Origin of the sequence: Aquaspirillum serpens DSM 68 (assembly GCF_000420525.1) — a bacterium.
GTDB lineage: Bacteria > Pseudomonadota > Gammaproteobacteria > Burkholderiales > Aquaspirillaceae > Aquaspirillum > Aquaspirillum serpens.
In genome coordinates this window covers 18,833-37,598 of the sequence record NZ_ATVC01000019.1, presented here as the reverse complement: position 1 = coordinate 37,598, position 18,766 = coordinate 18,833, and the positions used below count along the sequence as shown (strand labels likewise).

The window sequence follows — 18,766 nt, the reverse complement described above, 5'->3', positions numbered from 1 at the left end:
CCTCCTCAGAGCGTATGCGGTATTAGCACACCTTTCGATGCGTTATCCCCCATTACTCGGCACGTTCCGACGCATTACTCACCCGTTCGCCACTCGTCAGCGGACCGAAGCCCCTGTTACCGTTCGACTTGCATGTGTAAAGCATGCCGCCAGCGTTCAATCTGAGCCAGGATCAAACTCTTCAGTTCAATCTCTGTTTAAACTTTTTTTGGTTCCCAAACTTCATTCTTGCGTTTTTTCTTTGTGCAAGCGCTTGATGTCCAAGCGCTTACACCTATCGGTTGTATTCTGTTAAAGATCAATTCAAACAACTTAAACTTGAAAGCTGTCTGCCGCTGCTGTGTTGCAGCGAGGAAGCGAACTATACCCACCTCTCACATACTCGTCAACACCTACAAACTCAAAAAGTTTAGGAATTTAGATAAATCATTGTTATAAAAAATTTTTCTTTTTTACTGTTTGAACAAAAAATATCACTATATGGGTAAACATTGCCTGAGATGGGCGGCTGTTATACTGTTTGCGGGGTTTAATCACTTAAGAAAGCAACACAGCGATGGCGCAATATGTCATGTCCATGCTCCGCGTGAGCAAAGTTGTCCCTCCAAAACGGCAAATCATTAAAGACATTTCTCTTTCTTTCTTCCCCGGTGCCAAGATTGGTTTACTCGGTCTGAACGGTTCGGGTAAATCGACCGTGTTAAAAATCATGGCCGGTGTGGAAAAGGAATATGAAGGCGAGGTGCAACATCTTGCTGGGGTCAAAATTGGTTATCTGCCACAAGAACCAGAATTAGATGCAGAAAAAACGGTCCGTGAAGAAGTTGAATCGGGCATGGGTGATGTCATGGCAGCACAAAAACGCTTAGATGAAGTGTATGCCGCCTACGCTGAACCGGATGCCGACTTTGATGCACTGGCAGAAGAACAGGCTAAATTAGAAGCCATTATTGCCACCGGTGCCGGAGATAACACCAGCCTGCAACTAGAAATTGCAGCCGATGCCCTGCGTTTGCCTGCATGGGATGCCAAAATCGGCCATCTTTCTGGGGGTGAAAAGCGCCGCGTGGCGTTATGCAAATTGCTCTTGTCCAAACCAGACATGTTGCTATTAGATGAACCGACCAACCATTTAGATGCTGAATCGGTTGAATGGTTAGAGCAATTTTTGGTGCGTTTCCCCGGCACTGTGGTTGCCGTAACCCACGATCGTTACTTCTTAGATAATGCGGCAGAGTGGATTTTAGAACTGGATCGTGGCCACGGGATTCCGTGGAAAGGCAACTATTCGAGCTGGCTTGAACAGAAAGAAGCTCGCTTGGCACAAGAGAGCAAATCTGAAGCCGCCCGTATGAAGGCGATGAAACAAGAGCTGGAATGGGTGCGGCAAAACCCCAAAGGGCGTCAGGCAAAATCCAAGGCACGGATTGCCCGCTTCGAGGAATTATCCAGCTTCGAACACCAAAAACGGAATGAAACCCAAGAAATTTTCATCCCTGTTGCCGAGCGTTTAGGCAATGAAGTGATCGAGTTTGAGAATGTTAGCAAAGGCTTTGGTGATCGTTTATTGATCGATAACCTGAGTTTCAAAGTCCCAGCAGGGGCGATTGTTGGCATCATCGGCCCTAACGGTGCCGGTAAATCGACTTTATTCCGTATGTTAAGCGGTCAAGAACAGCCGGATAGTGGCAGTGTCAAAATTGGCCAAACGGTACAAATGGCATTTGTTGATCAAAGTCGTGCCAATTTGGAATCAAATAAAACCGTTTTTGAAGAGGTGTCGGGCGGTTTGGATTTGATTACAGTCGGTAAGTTTGAAATGTCGAGCCGCGCCTATCTGGGTCGTTTTAACTTCAAAGGCGGCGATCAGCAAAAAATCGTTGGCAATTTGTCAGGCGGTGAACGTGGCCGCTTGCATCTGGCGAAAACTTTGCTGAAAGGCGGCAATGTGTTGCTGCTTGACGAGCCCTCCAACGATTTAGACGTTGAAACGCTGCGTGCTTTAGAAGATGCCTTACTAGAGTTTGCTGGCTCGGTGTTGGTGATTTCTCACGACCGTTGGTTCCTCGACCGTATCGCGACCCATATCTTAGCGTGCGAAGGCGAGAGCCAATGGGTGTTCTTTGATGGTAACTATCAAGAATACGAAGCAGACAAGAAAAAACGTTTGGGTGAAGAAGGCGGCGCAAAACCAAAACGGATTCGCTATAAGCCAATCAGTCGTTAAACGCTGGCCAACCCGCTGCCCCACGCAGCGGGTTTTTTATTATTGTGGTACATGCCGCAGGTCGAATAACAATACTTCAGCCGTATGTTCAGCCAACAAATCGAGTCGGGTTTCTTGTTCGATAAATAGCCCATCACCTTCCTGCATCGCGATCCCATTCACTAACAATTCACCCCGCGCCAACTGTAGATAGGCACAGCGACCCGCCACGAAAGTATGTTGCCAAGCAGCACCGGCCTCGAAACGACCGGCATAGAGATAAGCATCTTGCGCTAAGGTGACGTGACGGGGTGCAGGATGTGGTGCAGCAATACAATGTAAACGGTTGTGTAATTCCTCAGCAGAAAAAGCAATCTGTTGGTAAGTCGGTGACAAACCCAGCGTTTGTGGTTGAATCCAAATTTGCAGTAACCGCAAACTGTGTTGTGCTGAAGCATTGTATTCACTGTGACGCACCCCGCTACCGGCCCGCATATATTGCACTTCCCCCGGCACAATCCGTGCACGATGCCCCATACTGTCTTGGTGTTCTAGCTCACCCTCTAACACCCAAGTGATGATTTCCATATCGCGATGACCATGCATCGGAAAGCCACCACCGGGAGCGATTCGGTCGTCATTGATGACCAATAAATCAGAAAAACCCGTAAAACGAGGGTCGAAATAGTGACCAAACGAAAAACTGTGGCGGGCAGATAACCAGCCAAATTCAGCATGGCCACGTTCTTGAGCAGGGCGTAAGGTGAGCATGATATTTCCTCAAAAAAAGTGAACAGCGGTTAAAGTTAACCGCTGTTGATCGAGGAAATATAAAGAGTGAATCGCGAAAATGTTAGCGAAAAGAGTTGCTGATCTTATTCAGAGAAATTGAACTTAGGCGGTTTTTACCAGCGACTTCCGCACCAATTTGCCGTCACTGTTACGCAACCCGGGCAAACATTGTTGGGCAATGGTTTGTCCACTACGACCACAACAACGTTCATATTGTGCGGCATCGTAACGTGCATCAAGTTCAGCAGATACAAGCGCAGAAGCGGTGTCACCGGTCAGGGTTTGATGTAAGGCAAGAGCGGCATCTAACAGCTGTTGTTGCTGTTGAATAACCGGCAGTTTCTGTTGTTTGCTGATATGCGCTAAACAATCCCACAGGGCTTCAATGCCTCGCCACACGGCCACTGCTGCGATGACTTTGACGGCCAATTCTCCTTCAGCAGTCGGCAATTCTTTCAACCAAGCATGGGCCAAACTCGGCTGGGCTTGCAACAGCTTGACCAGCTGCATCACGGCTTCTGGTAAAACCACGGCATTTTGGGTCTGCACAACCAGCTCACTATTGCGCTGTTGTACTTTTTGCAGTTCGCTTTGCGCCCATTCTAAATCACAACGATAGCGTTCATGTTCAGGCTCTAAGGCTTCCCACTGTTCACGCAGTTGGCGCAGTTCTTCTTGTGCTCGTTGTTTATCGGTTTCAGCCTCTTGTAGGCGCTGTTGTATCTGTTCCAACTCGCTTAAAACAACCAGATTCGATGCCACGGGTGCAACAAGCGGCAATGCTTCGGATGGAACGGTTATTACCGCAGAGGCTGCAATCTCGGCCACCAAGGCACGGATTTGTGGGTGGTGCTGTAGTAGCAACACTAGATCATAAGGATAAAACGCCTCGACTGCCCCTGATACCATTGGCTGTTCTTTTGCAAGGATATCGGTGAGTTGCTCCAACCGTTTTTTGTGCTTTTTATTCATCTCGAATTTCCCATGTGGATGTAACGTTGCAGCCGTCGCTGTCGTGCTAACACGCCATTGACTCGCAGACTATCGCTGCAAATAAAACGATACAAGCATACTGCCAGCGCTTCCCTTGCACAAAATTTTCTGGCTCACCGACTTTGACCTAACACACAGTCGGTGCTTTGTTGTGCATCTGGGTTGATACAGAGCTGATAGCGATGCAGTAAATCGGTACGAGAAATCACCTCAAGCGGCACATGTTGATTCGCAACAATGAATTGTGCGCCAGCCTGTGGCCAGTCATCGAGGGGCCGCCCATCTGCATGGTAAAGACAACCCAACAACAGAGGCAAATCACGATCATCGACGGCGGCTAAAGTCTGTCCAAAGCCAAGATAGAGCGCCCCTTCATCGACCCACCACGCATGGTCTATGCCACATGACAAGTCAAACTGAGGGCGGGCTTGCCATGTTGCCGCTTGCCAGCTGACGACACATGGTGCAGTCGCATACTGATAAAACACCCGCTGCGGCCCATTTTGTACAAAGCAGGCGCCACGCTCATCCACACCCACGTTTCGGTGCATAAACTCACTTAACCCGGCATGGCTCACGCGGCTGTCTAATATCAACCAATCCCCACGTCCATCCAGTTTTAGCCAACCATATACATCGGGCACATTCGGCCATTTTGCCAACGCCGCCAACACCATCTCATCCACGGCTCACCTCGCTGTCTATGGCTCAATCAGCCTGTAATACTTCAAAATCGTGGGTAATTTCTGCTGTTTTACCCAACATAATCGAAGCAGAACAGTATTTTTCAGCTGACAGACGAATCGCCCGTTCAACCACCTCGGGTTTTAAATCTCGCCCCACAACGACGAAGTGCAAATGAATCCGTGTAAACACTTTAGGATCGGTCTCGGCACGCTCGGCCTCCACTTCAACTTTGACATCACGCACATCTTGCCGTGATTTTTTCAAAATACTGATTACATCATAGCTGGTACAACCCGCAGTGCCGGCCAACAATAGCTCCATCGGTCGCGGGCCCAGATTACGCCCCCCGCCTTCAGGCGCACCGTCCATCACTACGGCATGACCGCTGCCGGTTTCTGCCATAAAACACACACCATCAATCCATTTCAACGTTGTTTTCATATCACTCTCTTTTAATGGGGCTCGTTCAATTCGCCTTGCTCGGCCAGCTCGCGGATGATTCGAATGCTCTCAATGTCCATTTGCTGATAGGCTTTTTTGACATACGAGGCATAGTGCTTTTCCTCGGGAGATTGTTCAGGGAGAGGGGTCTGATAGACAAAACGGACACACATCACACCAGCTTGAGGCTCTTCAATCACCATCGACACTTTGCCACCAGCATGTTGCTCATTCGCCTCGGTGTGGTAGTGGACAGCCTGTTGTGGCAGAAATTCAATACGATCACGTACCGACATTTGGCCAAAGTGAATCTCTCGCAGCAGCCAATTTTCGCCTTGTTCTACAATCGTGCAATCGTCGGCAGCTTCAATAAACTCAAGGGGCGAATACGCGCGGCGCCGTAGGCCTCGCCACAATTGGGCACGAGACAACGGCGGGACAGGATGATTTGGATCGTTAACAACCACAATATGTTCAAAATACATGCAAACACTCTCAGCTAGTGGGCACACAGGGCTCGTTAGAGGATGGCCATCATACCGCGAGCCTGTGCGCCATGTACTGGCCGATTAGTACAGTTTTAACAACGTCGATTTCAATTCTGTGTATTTTTCCAAGGCATGTAGCGATTTATCACGGCCATTACCCGATTGTTTATAACCACCGAAGGGGAGATTCTGGTCACCACCTTCATCATAACAATTGATCCATACCGTACCCGCACGCAAACGACGACTGAGGCGGTGGGCACGGCTGACATCACGCGTCCACAACGCCGCCGCTAAACCATATTCTGTATCGTTGGCAATTTCGACTGCATGATCTTCGTTATCAAAAGGGATCACCGCACACACTGGGCCGAACACTTCTTCCTGTGCTAATACGCTGTCTGGTTGGCAATAAAACGCTGTTGGCGCAATAAAGTACCCTGTTTCAGTATCAACTGCCTCGCCGCCAAACAACAAACGGTCTTGTTGCTTACCAATTTCGATATAACGCAACACGCGCTGATATTGGATGTCATCGACAATCGCCCCCATCCGTGTTTTCGGATGTAAGGGGTCGGCTGGTTGATAACGTGCCGCCGCCGCTGCAAATTCAGCTTGGAAAGCCTCAAACACCTCTCGCTGCACCAACACACGCGAGCCTGCCGAACACATCTCGCCTTGGTTAAAGAAAATCCCACCTGCTGCCGCACGCGCCGCCGCTTTCAAATCGGGGCAATCGGCAAACACAATGTTCGGCGACTTACCGCCCAATTCTAGCCACGCCCGCTTGAGATTCGATTGTGCAGCATAGGCCATGATTTTTTTGCCCACCGCTGTCGAACCCGTGAAAGCCACACAATCAATATCCATGTGTTCAGCAAGTTGTTGCCCGACATCACCGGCCCCCGGCAATACATTAAATACACCAGCAGGAATGCCTGCTTGTTGTGCCAAAGCCCCCAAACGAATGGCGGTCAGTGGTGATTTTTCCGAAGGTTTTAATAACACTGAATTACCGGCTGCCAACGCCGGAGCAAATTTCCAACTGGCCATCAATAACGGGAAATTCCACGGCACAATCGCTGCCACCACCCCCACCGGCTCACGACTCACAGTGCCATGTAAATTCGGTGCCAGCGGCGCCAGTTCGCCACCAACTTTATCAATCGCCTCAGCAAACCATTGCACCGCATAGGCAGTACCTGCCACATCAACAGCCAAAGCATCAGAAATGGGTTTACCTGTATCTAAACATTCCAGTAAGGCTAAATGTTCAGCATCAGCACGAATTGCCTCGGCAAACGCCAATAACCGCGCCTTGCGCTCTGCCGGCGCCAGCCCTGCCCACACGCCTTGCTCAAAAGCCCTCCGTGCCGCTTTGACAGCGACATTCACTTCATCTTGACCACACGCGGAGACTGTCGCCAAGGGTTGACGCGTAGCGGGATTCACCGTCACAAAAGACGCTGTGGTCGTAATATATTCACCATCAATAAAAGCACGCGACTCGGGGACAATAGCACTGGCGCGTTGTTGCCAATCGGCATGAGACAAGGAAGACATCAAACAGCACTCCTCAAAAAGAAACTTAGAAATTAGCGGGGGTATTGGCGCTGATAATCTCGGCCTCATCCGCACCTATATACCTATATTACGAAAACGATGGGGCAGGGTACTGGGGAAGTAATAGCCATCACCACTGTGTAACACATGTACCTGACCATCAATGGTTAATTCAATGGTGCCACGCACCACAAAACCACATTCTTCACCCTCATCATGCCGAATAGACTCGGGACCCGTATCAGCACCGGGAGCATACAGCTCACGCAACATTCGCATTTGTCGGTCGGCAATGCCCACCCCAAGCAACAACAAACGCAGCCCATTTTGACCCAAATCGGGTTGTTGGTGCGGACGATAGATATAGCGTGGTAAGGCTTGCACCGGCTCATCAAAGGTGAAGAACTCACCTAAGGTCATCGGGATTCCCTCTAATAGTTTTTTAAGGGAACTTACCGATGGACTGACCCGATTTTGTTCAATCAGGGAAATGGTGGAATTGGTCACACCTGCCTTTTTCGCCAATTCTCGTTGCGACAAGCCATAACGCTCTCGCACCATTTTGAGGCGCATTCCGATGTCCATTGGGGTCTTCACTCCAAATGTCGATAATAATTGACGCCTGTTATCCGCTTTTTCAGCAAGGCGTCACACCGCTTTGCCATCTATTTCTCTTATTAACCGGCTATATCTTTGTCACAGTGCGCTTTTTTGTTGCCATGCAGCATCATTTTGGCGCATACCACGTTAAGATCTACCATGTCAGTAAAAATTCTTTGTTAGCTCTTGTCAATTATTTTTAACGTGGCTAGACTGAATTTTACTCACTGGTTGTCTAAGGAGATGCATCATGCTTATCGGTATTCCCAAAGAGGTCAAAAACTCCCAAAGAGGTCAAAAACCACGAATACCGCGTTGGCCTCACCCCAGCAGCAGTTAAAGAGTTAGTGAAACAAGGTCATGACGTAGTAGTCGAGCGTCATGCGGGTGCAGCCATTGGTTTTGCCGACAGCCACTACATTGCCGCCGGTGCGCGCATTGCTGAAGATGCGGCGGCAGTGTTTGCTGAAGCAGAGTTGATTGTCAAAGTGAAAGAACCCCAACCAGAGGAATGTGCTCGCTTACGGCGTGGACAGATTTTATTTACCTATCTGCATTTAGCACCAAACCCTGATTTGACGCAGGCGTTGGTCGATTCGGGCTGTGTCGCCCTTGCTTACGAAACAGTGACTGATCAGCGCGGTGGCCTGCCGTTATTGGCACCGATGTCGGAAATTGCTGGCCGGATGGCGATTCAAGCCGGTGCCCATTGTTTAGAACTTAGCCAAGGCGGTGCAGGCGTATTGCTGTCTGGTGTACCCGGTGTGATGCCAGCACGCGTATTAGTTTTGGGTGGCGGCGTAGTCGGGGTTAATGCGGCAAAGATGGCAATGGGCCTAGGCGCACGTGTGACGTTGTTAGACATGTCACTGCCACGTTTGCGCGAACTCGATCAGTTATTTGGCCCACATCTCGCAACACGTTATGCAACCCAAGATGCCATCGAAGATGAATTAGTCCGCGCTGACTTGGTGATTGGTGCCGTGCTGATTCCCGGCAGTGCCGCACCGAAGCTGCTTACCCGTCCGATGCTGAAATTGATGAAAGCGGGCTCGGTGTTGGTGGATGTTGCTATCGATCAAGGCGGTTGCTTTGAAACCTCGCATCCCACCACCCACCAAAACCCCACCTTTGTGGTTGATAACGTGGTGCATTACTGCGTCGCCAATATGCCGGGGGCCGTTGCACGCACCTCGACCCAAGCCTTGTCTCATGCCACGTTGCCGTTTGTGTTGGCCTTAGCCAATCAGGGTTGGAAAGGCGCATTACAACATGATGCCCACCTGCGTGCTGGGCTGAATGTGTGCTTGGGGAAAGTGAATTACCACGCAGTCGCACAAGCCCATGGTTATCCCCATGTGCCGGCAGAAACGGTGCTTGCTTAATGTTGATCCGGCGTCCCTAACGGACGCCATTTTTTTGTGAGTCCATTGCAATGTCAAAATCCTCTTCTCGCTTACCTCGGGTGGTGATCCCATGTTGCCGGTGGTGGCTCAAGGAAAGCCAGTTCTTTCACCTTGTGGGAGAGAAATACATCCAAGCTGTACGCGGAGGCGTCGGCGCCCAACCGTTGTTGTTACCTGCGCTAGGAGAAGACAACGAGCTTGAGGCAATTTTAGAACTCGCCGACGGCATTCTCTTTACCGGCAGCCCATCCAATATCGAACCCCATCACTATGGTGCCGAGCCCGTCGCCAATGACTTTAACGACAGCGCCCGTGATGCCACGACCTTGCCTTTGCTGCGCGCCGCTATTGCCGCTGGTGTGCCCATTCTCGGGATTTGCCGTGGCTTTCAAGAAATGAACGTCGCTTTGGGTGGCACGCTGTATCAGAAAGTGCATGAGCAACCGAATATGCTCGACCACCGCGAACAAGGCGAGGACAAAGCGCAGCAATATGGCTTTGCTCACAGCATTCGCTTTGAAAGCGACAGTATTTTGGGCGCTTGGTATGGCGCAGATGAAGCAGAGGTGAATTCTCTACATGGCCAAGGTGTACGCGAATTATTGGCACCCAGTTTAGTCGCTGAAGCACGCGCCCCCGATGGCCTGATTGAAGCCTTCCGCGTCCGCGATGCCAAAAACTTTGCCATGGCGGTGCAATGGCATCCCGAATGGCAATATCAAGACAACCGTTTATCACAAACCCTGTTCAGCGCCTTTGCCCGCGCCTGTCAACAGCGGCAACAAAGCCGACACTCTTAAGGAGACACCATGACAGTATTAAGTGAATGGCTGCGAGAGAATCGCATTACCGAAGTCGAATGTGTCATCCCTGATTTCACCGGTATCGCCCGTGGCAAAATTGTGCCACGGGAAAAGTTTAGCGAAGACGAAGGGATGCGCCTGCCAGAAGTGGTGTTGGTGCAAACCGTAACAGGTGAATATGCCCAAAACATCACCCCCGCCACCGACCCAGATATGGTGCTGATCCCCGACCCGAACACCATTCGGCTGGTACCGTGGGCAAAAGACCCCGTGGCACAGGTGATTCACGATTGTTATAAGTTCGACGGCACGCCGGTTGATTTATCGCCACGCTATGTGTTGCGCCGTGTCTTAAAGTTGTATGAGGAACGCGGTTGGGAGCCAATTATTGCGCCTGAGATGGAATTTTACATTGTCGATGTCAACCGCGATCCCGATGTCCCGTTGCAACCGCCAATTGGCCGCACCGGTCGTCCTGAAACCGGCCGCGCTGCCTATTCGATTGATGCCGTCAATGAATTCGATCCCTTATTCGAAGACATTTACGACTATTGCGAAGCGCAAAACCTTGCTATTGACACCCTGATTCATGAAGTCGGTGCCTGCCAGATGGAAATTAACTTCCTGCATGGCAATCCGCTTGAGTTGGCCGACCAAGTGTTCTTGTTCAAGCGCACGGTGCGTGAGGCAGCGATTCGTCACAATATGTATGCCACGTTTATGGCCAAGCCGATGGAAAACGAACCCGGCTCTGCCATGCACTTGCACATGAGCGTGGTCGATAAACAAACTGGCCAAAATGTCTTTTCTAATGCTGATGGCAGCCCAAGTGAGGTGTTTCTGCATGCCATCGGTGGTATGCAAAAATACTTCCCTGAAGTGATCGCTTTCTTTGCGCCGTTTGTGAACAGCTATCGCCGGCTGGTGCGTTACACCGCCGCACCGATCAATGTGCAATGGGGCTATGACAACCGCACCTGCGGCATCCGCGTCCCCCATTCCAGCCCAGCCGCCCGCCGCATTGAAAACCGCCTGCCTGGGGTGGACTGCAACCCTTACCTCGCCATTGCCGTTACCCTCGCCGCCGCTTGGCTAGGGATTATGGAAAAACAACAACCCTCGGCCCCGTTAGAAGGCGATGCCTATGGCTTCCCGTTTGCCTTCCCACGCGGTTTGGATGATGCCATCCCCGTGTTGCGTGGTTGCAAACCGATGGCCGACGTCTTGGGCGAGCGTTTTGTCAACGCCTTCTGCGCGGTGAAAGAGGAAGAATACATCGAATATGCACGGGTAATTAGCCCGTGGGAACGTCGTCATTTATTGCTGCATGTTTAAGCCGGTGCCACGACACCGCCAACCACTGCAATGATATTTCGTAAGGAATCAAAATTATGAGCACAACACACACCACCCGCGAATGGCAAGCTATGGATGCCGCCCACCACTTACACCCCTTCTCGGATATGGATGGCCTCAATCGCCACGGTAGCCGCGTGATTGTGAAAGGTGAAGGGGTCTATCTGTGGGATTCGGAAGGCAATAAGCTGTTTGATGGGATGTCGGGGCTGTGGTGCGTCAACGTCGGTTATGGCCGCAAAGAATTAGCAGACGCCGCCTATCGCCAAATGCAGGAACTACCGTTCTACAACACTTTCTTTAAAACCACCCACCCACCAGTGGTCGAGCTGTCACAGCTGTTATCCGAAGTCGCCCCCGAGGGATTTAACCACGTTTTCTATACCAACTCGGGTTCCGAAGGCAACGACACCGTCATTCGTATGGTGCGCCATTACTGGGCCAGCCTTGGACAGCCAAACAAAAAAACCATCATTTCTCGTATCAATGGCTATCACGGCTCTACCATCGGTGGTGCGTCGCTCGGCGGCATGGATTATATGCACCAGCAAGGCGATTTGCCGATTCCGGGGATCGTACACATTGAACAACCGTATTGGTATGCCAACGGTGGCGACCTCTCGCCAGAAGAATATGGCCTGAAAGCAGCGCGGGAATTAGAGAAGAAAATTCTTGAACTGGGCGTGGAAAATGTGGCGGCGTTTATCGGTGAACCGGTGCAAGGTGCCGGCGGCATCATCATCCCACCGACCACCTATTGGCCAGAAATCCAGCGCATTTGTGATCAATACGGTATTTTATTGATTGCTGATGAAGTAATTTGTGGATTCGGGCGTACCGGCCACTGGTTTGGTTCGCAATATTACGGCATCAAACCTCACCTGATGACGATTGCTAAAGGCTTGTCCTCTGGCTATTTGCCGATTGGTGGCGTGTTGGTGCATGACGAGGTGGCAAAAGTATTAAAGCAAGGTGATTTCAACCACGGCTTTACCTACTCTGGCCATCCCGTCGCCGCAGCGGTCGCAGCGGAAAACATTCGCATTCTGCAACGAGAAAATATTATCGAGCGTATGAATAGCGATGTTGTGCCATATGCGCATCAACTGTGGCATGACGCCTTCGATCACCATCCATTGGTAGATGATGTACGGACGCTTGGCTTCTTTTTTGCTTTGACACTGGTTGAAGACAAGAGCACACGCAAGCGCTTTGCCAATGGCGGTGAGTTAGCATTACGTTGCCGTGATATTTGTTTCCGCAATAATTTAGTCATGCGCGCCACCGGAGACAGTATGATTTCAGCCCCGCCGCTGGTGATGACCCGCAGCGAGGCCGAAGAATTTGTTTCTTTGGCGAAAAAGTGTATTGATGAATTCGCCCGTGAGTTAGGGCGGTTGTAAAATCCCCCGCCCCGGCACCTTGCCGGTGCTGACCGGCCATCATTGGGATGGCCGGCGGCTTAATAGAGGAGTTGTACCGATGCGCGTCTTTACCGGAAAACTGGTTGCCTTAGCTGTGATTGCCGCGTTTGCCACGCCGATGGCACAGGCTGAAAGCAAGGTGTTGATTGAATTGAATATCTATAACTGGTCGGATTACATCGGGCCCAATACGATCAAAGACTTCGAAAAAGAGACAGGCATCAAGGTGCGCTATGATGTGTACGACTCTAACGAGGTGTTGCAGGCAAAAATCCTGACCGGTCGTTCTGGCTACGATATTGTGGTGCCCACCAATGCCTTTTTGGCCAAACAAATCCAAGCCGGTGTCTATCAACCTTTAGACAAGAGCAAAATCAGCAACTACGGCAACCTCGACCCTGCCATCATGCAACAGATGGACAAGTTTGATGCCGGCAATAAGTTTGCTGTGCCTTATTTCTACGGTATCAACACACTGGGTATCAATGTTGCCAAGGTAAAAGCCGCATTAGGCAACGAACCGATGCCAGCCAATGAATGGGACTTACTGTTTAACGAAAAATACAGCAGCAAACTGAAGTCCTGCGGTATTTCGGTATTAGACAGCCCTGCCGAAGCCTTGCCGATCGCCCTGCATTATCTGGGTAAAAACCCCAACACCACCGACGAAGCCGATTGGCGTGCGGCAGCTGACTTGTATAAAAAAGTTCGGCCTAACATCACTCGCTTTAGCTCGTCTGGCTATATCAACGAATTTGCAAATGGTTCGCTGTGTGTGTCCTTGGGCTATGGAGGTGACTTAAACATCGCCCGTACCCGCGCTGCCGAAGCCAAACGCAAAATTGAACTGCAGGTCTTGGCACCGAAAACCGGTGTGATGTTGTGGATGGATAGCATGGTGATTCCAAAAGACGCGAAAAACGTCGAGAACGCCCACCTGTTCATCAACTACATTTTGCGGCCTAAAGTCCATGCTGATGCGGCCAACACCGTTCATTACGCTGTACCAAACAAACCGGCACAAGCGCTGGTGAGTGAAGCCGACCGCAAAAACCCCTCGATCTACCTGAGCCCTGAAGTACAAAAAGCCAGCTTTGTGCAGCTGCCTTTGGATTCCAAAATCCAACGCCTTCAGACCCGCTTATGGACGGAAATCAAAACTCGTAAATAAGTGCTGAGCTGTGCTGGCCTAGTCAACAGCAGCTCGTTTTTTGTCTATGAACTTGGTACGGGCAGACGCCCGTACCCCTGTGGATTGTGATGCTGATGGAATCTTCTGTGAGCGCAGCCAACGCGGCCAAATCGGGCCAGCCTTACCTGCAAATTGTCGATGTGGTCAAAAAATTTGGTGATAACACCGTGGTTGACCACGTCAATCTGACAATCAATAAAAACGATATTTTTGCCCTGCTCGGTAGTTCAGGCTCGGGGAAATCCACACTATTACGGATGTTGGCAGGGATGGAAACCCCAACATCGGGTCGTATTATTCTTGATGGTCAAGATATTACACAGCTGCCGCCTTATGAACGTCCAATCAATATGATGTTCCAAAGCTATGCGCTGTTTCCTCACATGACTGTCGCACAAAACATTGCCTTTGGTTTGAAACAAGATCGATTACCGAAGGCTGAGATTGATGCCCGAGTCGAAAAAATGCTCGATTTGGTGCAGATGAAAAAATACGCGGGTCGCAAACCCTATCAGCTCTCTGGTGGCCAACAACAGCGGGTGGCGTTAGCACGTTCCTTAGCCAAGCGTCCCAAACTGTTATTGTTGGATGAACCGTTAGGGGCGTTGGATAAAAAACTGCGGCAACAAACCCAACTTGAGCTGGTCAATCTGATTGAGCAAGTCGGGGTCACCTGCATCATGGTGACCCACGATCAAGAAGAAGCGATGACGATGGCAGGCCGCATTGCGATCATGAGCGAAGGCCAACTCTTACAAGTCGCCACGCCAAACGAAATCTACGAGTATCCAAATTGTCGCTTCACCGCTGAGTTTATTGGTGAAACCAATATCTTTGAAGGTCATTTAGCGGTTGATGAACCTGATTTCGTCGAGATTGCCAGCCCCGATCTTCCCACCCCGATTTTCGTTGCCCACGGCATTACCGGCGCACTGGGGATGCAGCTTTGGTATTCCTTACGCCCAGAACGCGTTTATCTATCTCGTGAACAACCCACAGAAGTCCGTAATCAAGCCAGCGGTGTCGTACACGATATTGCCTATCTGGGTGGTTTTTCGATTTACCACATCAAATTAGCCAGCGGCAAAATTATCAAAGCCAGTGTGCCCGCCACACAATGGCGCGATGAACCTGCTCCAACTTGGGAAGAGCCTGTCTTTATCAGTTGGGGTGATAACGATGGGGTGGTGCTCACACAATGAAACGCTTCTTTCCCTCGGGCCAAACGCTGCTCACTGCCATTCCTTATGGTTGGCTGCTGCTATTTTTCCTCGTGCCGTTTTTATTCGTGCTACAGATCAGTTTTTCAGAGGTGGAAATCGCCAGTCCACCGTATCGGCCTCTTGTAGAGTTTGCCGATAATCTGATCAATATCTCGCTCAATATCGGTAATTTTACCTTTATTGCCGAAGATAGCCTGTATGCCGACGCCTATCTAAGCTCGCTCAAGGTTGCCATCACCACCACGGTACTCTGCTTGTTATTGGGCTACCCGATGGCGTATGCCATTGCCCGAGCTGAGGAATCGCGCCGCAACACCTTGCTGATGTTGGTGATGTTGCCATTTTGGACCTCTTTTTTGGTACGGGTGTATGCGTGGATGGGGTTGTTGAACAATGAAGGTTTGATTAACCAATTGCTTCTCAACTTTGGTTTTATCCAAGAACCGTTACAGTTGATGCACACGGCTTTCTCGGTGCAAATCGTGATGGTTTACACCTATCTACCATTTATGATTTTGCCGTTGTATGCCAACTTGGTGAAATTGGATGGGCGTTTACTCGAAGCTGCGTCAGACCTAGGTTGTAAACCGTGGGAAGCCTTTTTGAAAGTCACCTTACCTCTGTCCAAGAACGGCATTATTGCTGGCTCGATGTTGGTGTTTATCCCTGCGGTGGGTGAGTTTGTGATTCCCGAATTAGTGGGCACACCCGAAGCCTTGATGATCGGTAAAGTGTTGTGGATGGAGTTCTTCGACAACAATAACTGGCCAATGGCAGCGGCTGTTACAACCATCATGTTGGCATTGTTGGTGTTGCCGATTGTCTTCCTCCATCGCCGTGAAGAACGGATGTTGGCACAAGCCGCCGCACGTCACTAGGAACCAATCATCATGAGTCAAAAAATATCTTGGTTCGGCAAAACCTCTCTCGGCATCGGTTTCTTTTTTCTGTATGCGCCGATTGTGATTTTGATGATCTACTCGTTCAACGCCTCCAAACTGGTCACCGTTTGGGGTGGTTTTTCCACCCACTGGTATGGCGAGTTGTTCCGCGATGAAGCCGTGATGTCAGCACTGGGTTTGAGCCTCAAAGTGGCGTTGCTATCTAGTGTCATGGCTGTGGCACTAGGCACGATTGCGGGTATGGTATTAGCACGTTTCGGCCGTTTTCGCGGTAAAAGCCTGTTTGCTGGCATGATTACAGCACCGATGGTGATGCCTGAAGTGATTACCGGTTTGTCGATGTTATTGCTGTTTGTACAAATGCAGCAGTGGTTTGGCTTTCCGGAAGAACGCGGTGTCCTCACCATCTGGGTCGGCCATGTCACCTTGTGTATGGCGTATGTCACGGTGGTGATTCGCTCACGGTTGGTGGAAATGGATCGCTCGGTTGAAGAAGCGGCGATGGACTTGGGGGCGCGTCCGATGAAGGTGTTTTTCGTCATCACGCTGCCTTTGATTGCGCCAGCATTAGCATCGGGCTTTCTATTGGCGTTTACTCTGTCGTTAGATGATTTGGTGATTACCGCCTTCTTGTCTGGCCCCGGCTCGACCACCTTGCCACAGTTGATTTTCTCGCGGGTACGACTCGGCTTAAACCCCGAAATCAACGCCTTGGCAACCATCACCGTGTTAGTGGTTGGGACATTGGTGATTGTCGCCAATCGTGTCATGGCACGCGCCGAGAAAAAACGGCGGTTACTCGCCGCCTAAGGCGCTGACGCTAACAAGGGAGGCGAAAGCCTCCCTGTGGTCTTTCTCAGGTAGGTTTATGCACAATACGCCCCGCTTGTTCGCTCACCAAGAGCACACCGCCTCATGGTATGCCACCAGTTCCGGCCCCACGCCGCACTATCCCACGCTACAAAACTCAGTCCAAGCCGATGTCTGTGTGATCGGTGCCGGATATACTGGGCTGAGTGCTGCCCTTGAATTAGCTAAGCGCGGGTTTTCGGTGGTGATTTTGGAAGGGGCTCGAGTCGGGTGGGGGGCTTCTGGGCGTAATGGCGGCCAAGTGTTGAATGATGTCGCTTGTGGTATGGAAACCATTGCACAACAACTGGGTCGTGAACAAGCACGCCGCGTGTGGCAGATGAGCTTGGAGGCGGTGGAACTGGTGAAAGAACGTGTGGAGGCCTATCACATCGACTGTCACCTACAGTGGGGTTATGTTCATGCCGCACTGAAAATGCGCCAGATGGATGCCCTGCGACAGTGGCAACAACAGGCCGCCGATCACTACGACTACCATGACTTTAATATCCTCGAAGGGCGCTATGAGCTAGACCCCTATCTGCGCTCATCACGCTACATCGGCGGCTTATACGATCCCAACAGCGGCCATCTCCACCCTTTGCGCTATGCCCTCGGTCTGGCACAAGCGGCCAGCCATAGCGGTGTACAGATTTACGAACACAGTCCGGTGCAAGCAATTAAAGCAGGGCCCCCAGCTGTATTAAACACACCACAAGGCCAAGTCCAAGCTAACTATGTGGTGTTAGCAGGCAATACCTACCTCGGCGAGCTGGCGCCAGCACTCGACCGGCGCATTATGCCGGTGGGTACCTATATTATTGCGACGGAACCCTTGGGTGAGTCGCTTGCACGCAGTTTGCTACCGCAAAATAGCGCAGTGTGCGACACCAATTTCGTCTTGGACTATTTCCGTCTATCGCATGATTGGCGTTTGTTATTTGGGGGTCGGGTCAGTTATTCCGGTATGTCGCCGCTCAACCTGAAACAATCGATGCGACAAGATATGTTAAAAGTTTTCCCAAAGCTGGCGGCGAGTAAAGTTGAGTTTGGTTGGGGTGGTTTTGTTGATATCACCATGAACCGCGCCCCTGATTTTGGCCGCTTGTTACCGCATGTGTTTTATGCACAGGGTTTCTCAGGGCATGGTGTTGCTTTAACAGGACTGGCCGGTCTATTGATGGCAGAAGCCATCAGTGGCCAAGCCAGTCGCTTCGATGTGTTTAGCCGCTTAAAACATCGTCCCTTTCCCGGCGGCCCGCGCTTCCGTACCCCAGCTTTAGTCCTTGCGATGCTGTGGTACCGACTGCGAGATCTACTCTAAGACCCTCTCGGCACGCAGATATTCCGAACCGGACAACCAACGCGCAGCAGCAAATCCGGCAATCAAACGAATTTTCTCCACCTCTAGCCGCCAAAAACCAAAATCACCCAACTGCAAATAATCTGCCATGTGCGGCAAAGCATGTAAAAAATGCTGCTGCTCAGCTTCAGTCAAATTGACAGGAGACATCCGCCCCATCAACGTTAAACGGGCGACTTGCTCGGCAGAGTGTTCAGATTTTTGTTCACTGATTAACACGCTTGCACGCGGATCTGCACGTAAGTTTTGGCAATGTTCAGCCAAGCCACTTAACAACATCACCGGACGACCTTGCAGATCGGCCACATACGCCACAGAACTGGCAAACGGATGTCCTTCCCATTTCTGAGAGAGTGTGGCCAAACTGGCATGATGATGGTTGGCAACCAGTGTTCGCGCCGCTTGCATCGCACTTTCATGACTCGACATGATGATTTTCCTTAAATTGCAACAGAAATAGCATCGCAATCTTATGCAG

17 protein-coding genes, 1 rRNA gene and 1 pseudogene are annotated in these 18,766 nt (G+C 50.7%); 10 read left to right on the top strand and 9 right to left on the bottom strand.

Annotated elements, in window-relative coordinates:
* Positions 1-188, bottom strand: a 16S ribosomal RNA gene (locus G465_RS0105550); the annotation flags it as partial.
* A 368-nt stretch (positions 189-556) separates the two neighbouring features.
* On the opposite strand from G465_RS0105550, the gene ettA reads away from it, so the two are divergent.
* The gene (gene ettA, locus G465_RS0105545) at positions 557-2,227 is read left to right on the top strand and encodes an energy-dependent translational throttle protein EttA (RefSeq protein ID WP_022653486.1); all 1,671 of its coding nucleotides are present in this window, start codon (positions 557-559) and stop codon (positions 2,225-2,227) included.
* Between the two features lie 39 nt (positions 2,228-2,266).
* On the opposite strand, the gene G465_RS0105540 is transcribed toward ettA, so the two are convergent.
* The 7 genes from G465_RS0105540 to G465_RS13665 form a co-directional block, all read right to left on the bottom strand.
* Positions 2,267-2,977, bottom strand: a complete 711-nt coding sequence (locus G465_RS0105540) for a pirin family protein (RefSeq protein ID WP_022653485.1) — start codon at positions 2,975-2,977, stop codon at positions 2,267-2,269.
* A 123-nt stretch (positions 2,978-3,100) separates the two neighbouring features.
* Positions 3,101-3,970: a hypothetical protein gene (locus G465_RS0105535; RefSeq protein ID WP_022653484.1), complete on the bottom strand. Its 870-nt coding sequence runs from the start codon at positions 3,968-3,970 to the stop codon at positions 3,101-3,103.
* Positions 3,971-4,104: 134 nt separating this feature from the next.
* Positions 4,105-4,668 carry a DUF2946 family protein gene (locus tag G465_RS13670; protein ID WP_052165401.1) on the bottom strand — a complete coding sequence of 188 codons (564 nt, stop codon included), beginning with the start codon at positions 4,666-4,668 and terminating at the stop codon, positions 4,105-4,107.
* Positions 4,669-4,699: 31 nt separating this feature from the next.
* Positions 4,700-5,119 (bottom strand): OsmC family protein, encoded by a 420-nt coding sequence (locus G465_RS0105525; RefSeq protein WP_022653482.1) that lies wholly within the window; start codon positions 5,117-5,119, stop codon positions 4,700-4,702.
* 11 nt (positions 5,120-5,130) lie between these two features.
* Entirely contained in the window at positions 5,131-5,604 is a 474-nt protein-coding gene (locus tag G465_RS0105520) for an SRPBCC family protein (protein WP_022653481.1), read from the bottom strand.
* 84 nt (positions 5,605-5,688) lie between these two features.
* The gene (locus G465_RS0105515) at positions 5,689-7,170 is read right to left on the bottom strand and encodes an aldehyde dehydrogenase (protein ID WP_022653480.1); all 1,482 of its coding nucleotides are present in this window, start codon (positions 7,168-7,170) and stop codon (positions 5,689-5,691) included.
* Between the two features lie 75 nt (positions 7,171-7,245).
* Positions 7,246-7,743: a cupin domain-containing protein gene (locus tag G465_RS13665; protein WP_245556755.1), complete on the bottom strand. Its 498-nt coding sequence runs from the start codon at positions 7,741-7,743 to the stop codon at positions 7,246-7,248.
* Between the two features lie 320 nt (positions 7,744-8,063).
* On the opposite strand from G465_RS13665, the pseudogene ald reads away from it, so the two are divergent.
* From ald to G465_RS0105465, 9 genes and pseudogenes are all read left to right on the top strand, one after another.
* Positions 8,064-9,155, top strand: a pseudogene (gene ald, locus G465_RS13660) (alanine dehydrogenase); the annotation flags it as partial.
* A 50-nt stretch (positions 9,156-9,205) separates the two neighbouring features.
* Entirely contained in the window at positions 9,206-9,976 is a 771-nt protein-coding gene (locus tag G465_RS0105500) for a gamma-glutamyl-gamma-aminobutyrate hydrolase family protein (RefSeq protein ID WP_040399195.1), read from the top strand.
* 9 nt (positions 9,977-9,985) lie between these two features.
* Positions 9,986-11,314 carry a glutamine synthetase family protein gene (locus G465_RS0105495; protein WP_022653476.1) on the top strand — a complete coding sequence of 443 codons (1,329 nt, stop codon included), beginning with the start codon at positions 9,986-9,988 and terminating at the stop codon, positions 11,312-11,314.
* 56 nt (positions 11,315-11,370) lie between these two features.
* Entirely contained in the window at positions 11,371-12,738 is a 1,368-nt protein-coding gene (locus G465_RS0105490; RefSeq protein ID WP_022653475.1) for an aspartate aminotransferase family protein, read from the top strand.
* A gap of 79 nt (positions 12,739-12,817) precedes the next feature.
* Positions 12,818-13,930 carry a polyamine ABC transporter substrate-binding protein gene (locus tag G465_RS0105485; RefSeq protein ID WP_022653474.1) on the top strand — a complete coding sequence of 371 codons (1,113 nt, stop codon included), beginning with the start codon at positions 12,818-12,820 and terminating at the stop codon, positions 13,928-13,930.
* Between the two features lie 95 nt (positions 13,931-14,025).
* Entirely contained in the window at positions 14,026-15,153 is a 1,128-nt protein-coding gene (locus G465_RS0105480; protein WP_022653473.1) for an ABC transporter ATP-binding protein, read from the top strand.
* Positions 15,150-16,052, top strand: a complete 903-nt coding sequence (locus G465_RS13655; protein ID WP_022653472.1) for an ABC transporter permease subunit — start codon at positions 15,150-15,152, stop codon at positions 16,050-16,052. Before G465_RS0105480 ends, G465_RS13655 begins: the two co-directional genes overlap by 4 nt.
* Before the next feature lie 9 nt (positions 16,053-16,061).
* Positions 16,062-16,886 carry an ABC transporter permease subunit gene (locus G465_RS0105470; protein ID WP_155846496.1) on the top strand — a complete coding sequence of 275 codons (825 nt, stop codon included), beginning with the start codon at positions 16,062-16,064 and terminating at the stop codon, positions 16,884-16,886.
* A gap of 58 nt (positions 16,887-16,944) precedes the next feature.
* Positions 16,945-18,249, top strand: coding sequence for an NAD(P)/FAD-dependent oxidoreductase (locus G465_RS0105465; protein WP_022653470.1), 1,305 nt, complete (start codon positions 16,945-16,947; stop codon positions 18,247-18,249).
* Here G465_RS0105465 and G465_RS13650 read toward each other — a convergent pair.
* Positions 18,241-18,717 carry a HugZ family pyridoxamine 5'-phosphate oxidase gene (locus G465_RS13650; RefSeq protein ID WP_022653468.1) on the bottom strand — a complete coding sequence of 159 codons (477 nt, stop codon included), beginning with the start codon at positions 18,715-18,717 and terminating at the stop codon, positions 18,241-18,243. The two genes, G465_RS0105465 and G465_RS13650, sit on opposite strands and share 9 nt — an antisense overlap.
* Between the last annotated feature and the right edge of the window lie 49 nt (positions 18,718-18,766).

Bases quoted from the DNA above. Each gene is read 5' to 3' on its own strand.
- G465_RS13670 (WP_052165401.1), bottom strand. From the start codon at position 4,668: ATGGTGTTGGCGGCGTTGGCAAAATGGCCGAATGTGCCCGATGTATAT.
- G465_RS13665 (WP_245556755.1), bottom strand. From the start codon at position 7,743: ATGCGCCTCAAAATGGTGCGAGAGCGTTATGGCTTGTCGCAACGAGAA.
- G465_RS0105485 (WP_022653474.1), top strand. From the start codon at position 12,818: ATGCGCGTCTTTACCGGAAAACTGGTTGCCTTAGCTGTGATTGCCGCG.
- G465_RS0105465 (WP_022653470.1), top strand. From the start codon at position 16,945: ATGCACAATACGCCCCGCTTGTTCGCTCACCAAGAGCACACCGCCTCA.
- G465_RS0105500 (WP_040399195.1), top strand. From the start codon at position 9,206: ATGTCAAAATCCTCTTCTCGCTTACCTCGGGTGGTGATCCCATGTTGC.
- G465_RS0105540 (WP_022653485.1), bottom strand. From the start codon at position 2,977: ATGCTCACCTTACGCCCTGCTCAAGAACGTGGCCATGCTGAATTTGGC.
- ettA (WP_022653486.1), top strand. From the start codon at position 557: ATGGCGCAATATGTCATGTCCATGCTCCGCGTGAGCAAAGTTGTCCCT.
- G465_RS0105490 (WP_022653475.1), top strand. From the start codon at position 11,371: ATGAGCACAACACACACCACCCGCGAATGGCAAGCTATGGATGCCGCC.
- G465_RS0105480 (WP_022653473.1), top strand. From the start codon at position 14,026: ATGGAATCTTCTGTGAGCGCAGCCAACGCGGCCAAATCGGGCCAGCCT.
- G465_RS13655 (WP_022653472.1), top strand. From the start codon at position 15,150: ATGAAACGCTTCTTTCCCTCGGGCCAAACGCTGCTCACTGCCATTCCT.
- G465_RS0105520 (WP_022653481.1), bottom strand. From the start codon at position 5,604: ATGTATTTTGAACATATTGTGGTTGTTAACGATCCAAATCATCCTGTC.
- G465_RS0105515 (WP_022653480.1), bottom strand. From the start codon at position 7,170: ATGTCTTCCTTGTCTCATGCCGATTGGCAACAACGCGCCAGTGCTATT.
- G465_RS13650 (WP_022653468.1), bottom strand. From the start codon at position 18,717: ATGTCGAGTCATGAAAGTGCGATGCAAGCGGCGCGAACACTGGTTGCC.
- G465_RS0105495 (WP_022653476.1), top strand. From the start codon at position 9,986: ATGACAGTATTAAGTGAATGGCTGCGAGAGAATCGCATTACCGAAGTC.
- G465_RS0105535 (WP_022653484.1), bottom strand. From the start codon at position 3,970: ATGAATAAAAAGCACAAAAAACGGTTGGAGCAACTCACCGATATCCTT.
- G465_RS0105525 (WP_022653482.1), bottom strand. From the start codon at position 5,119: ATGAAAACAACGTTGAAATGGATTGATGGTGTGTGTTTTATGGCAGAA.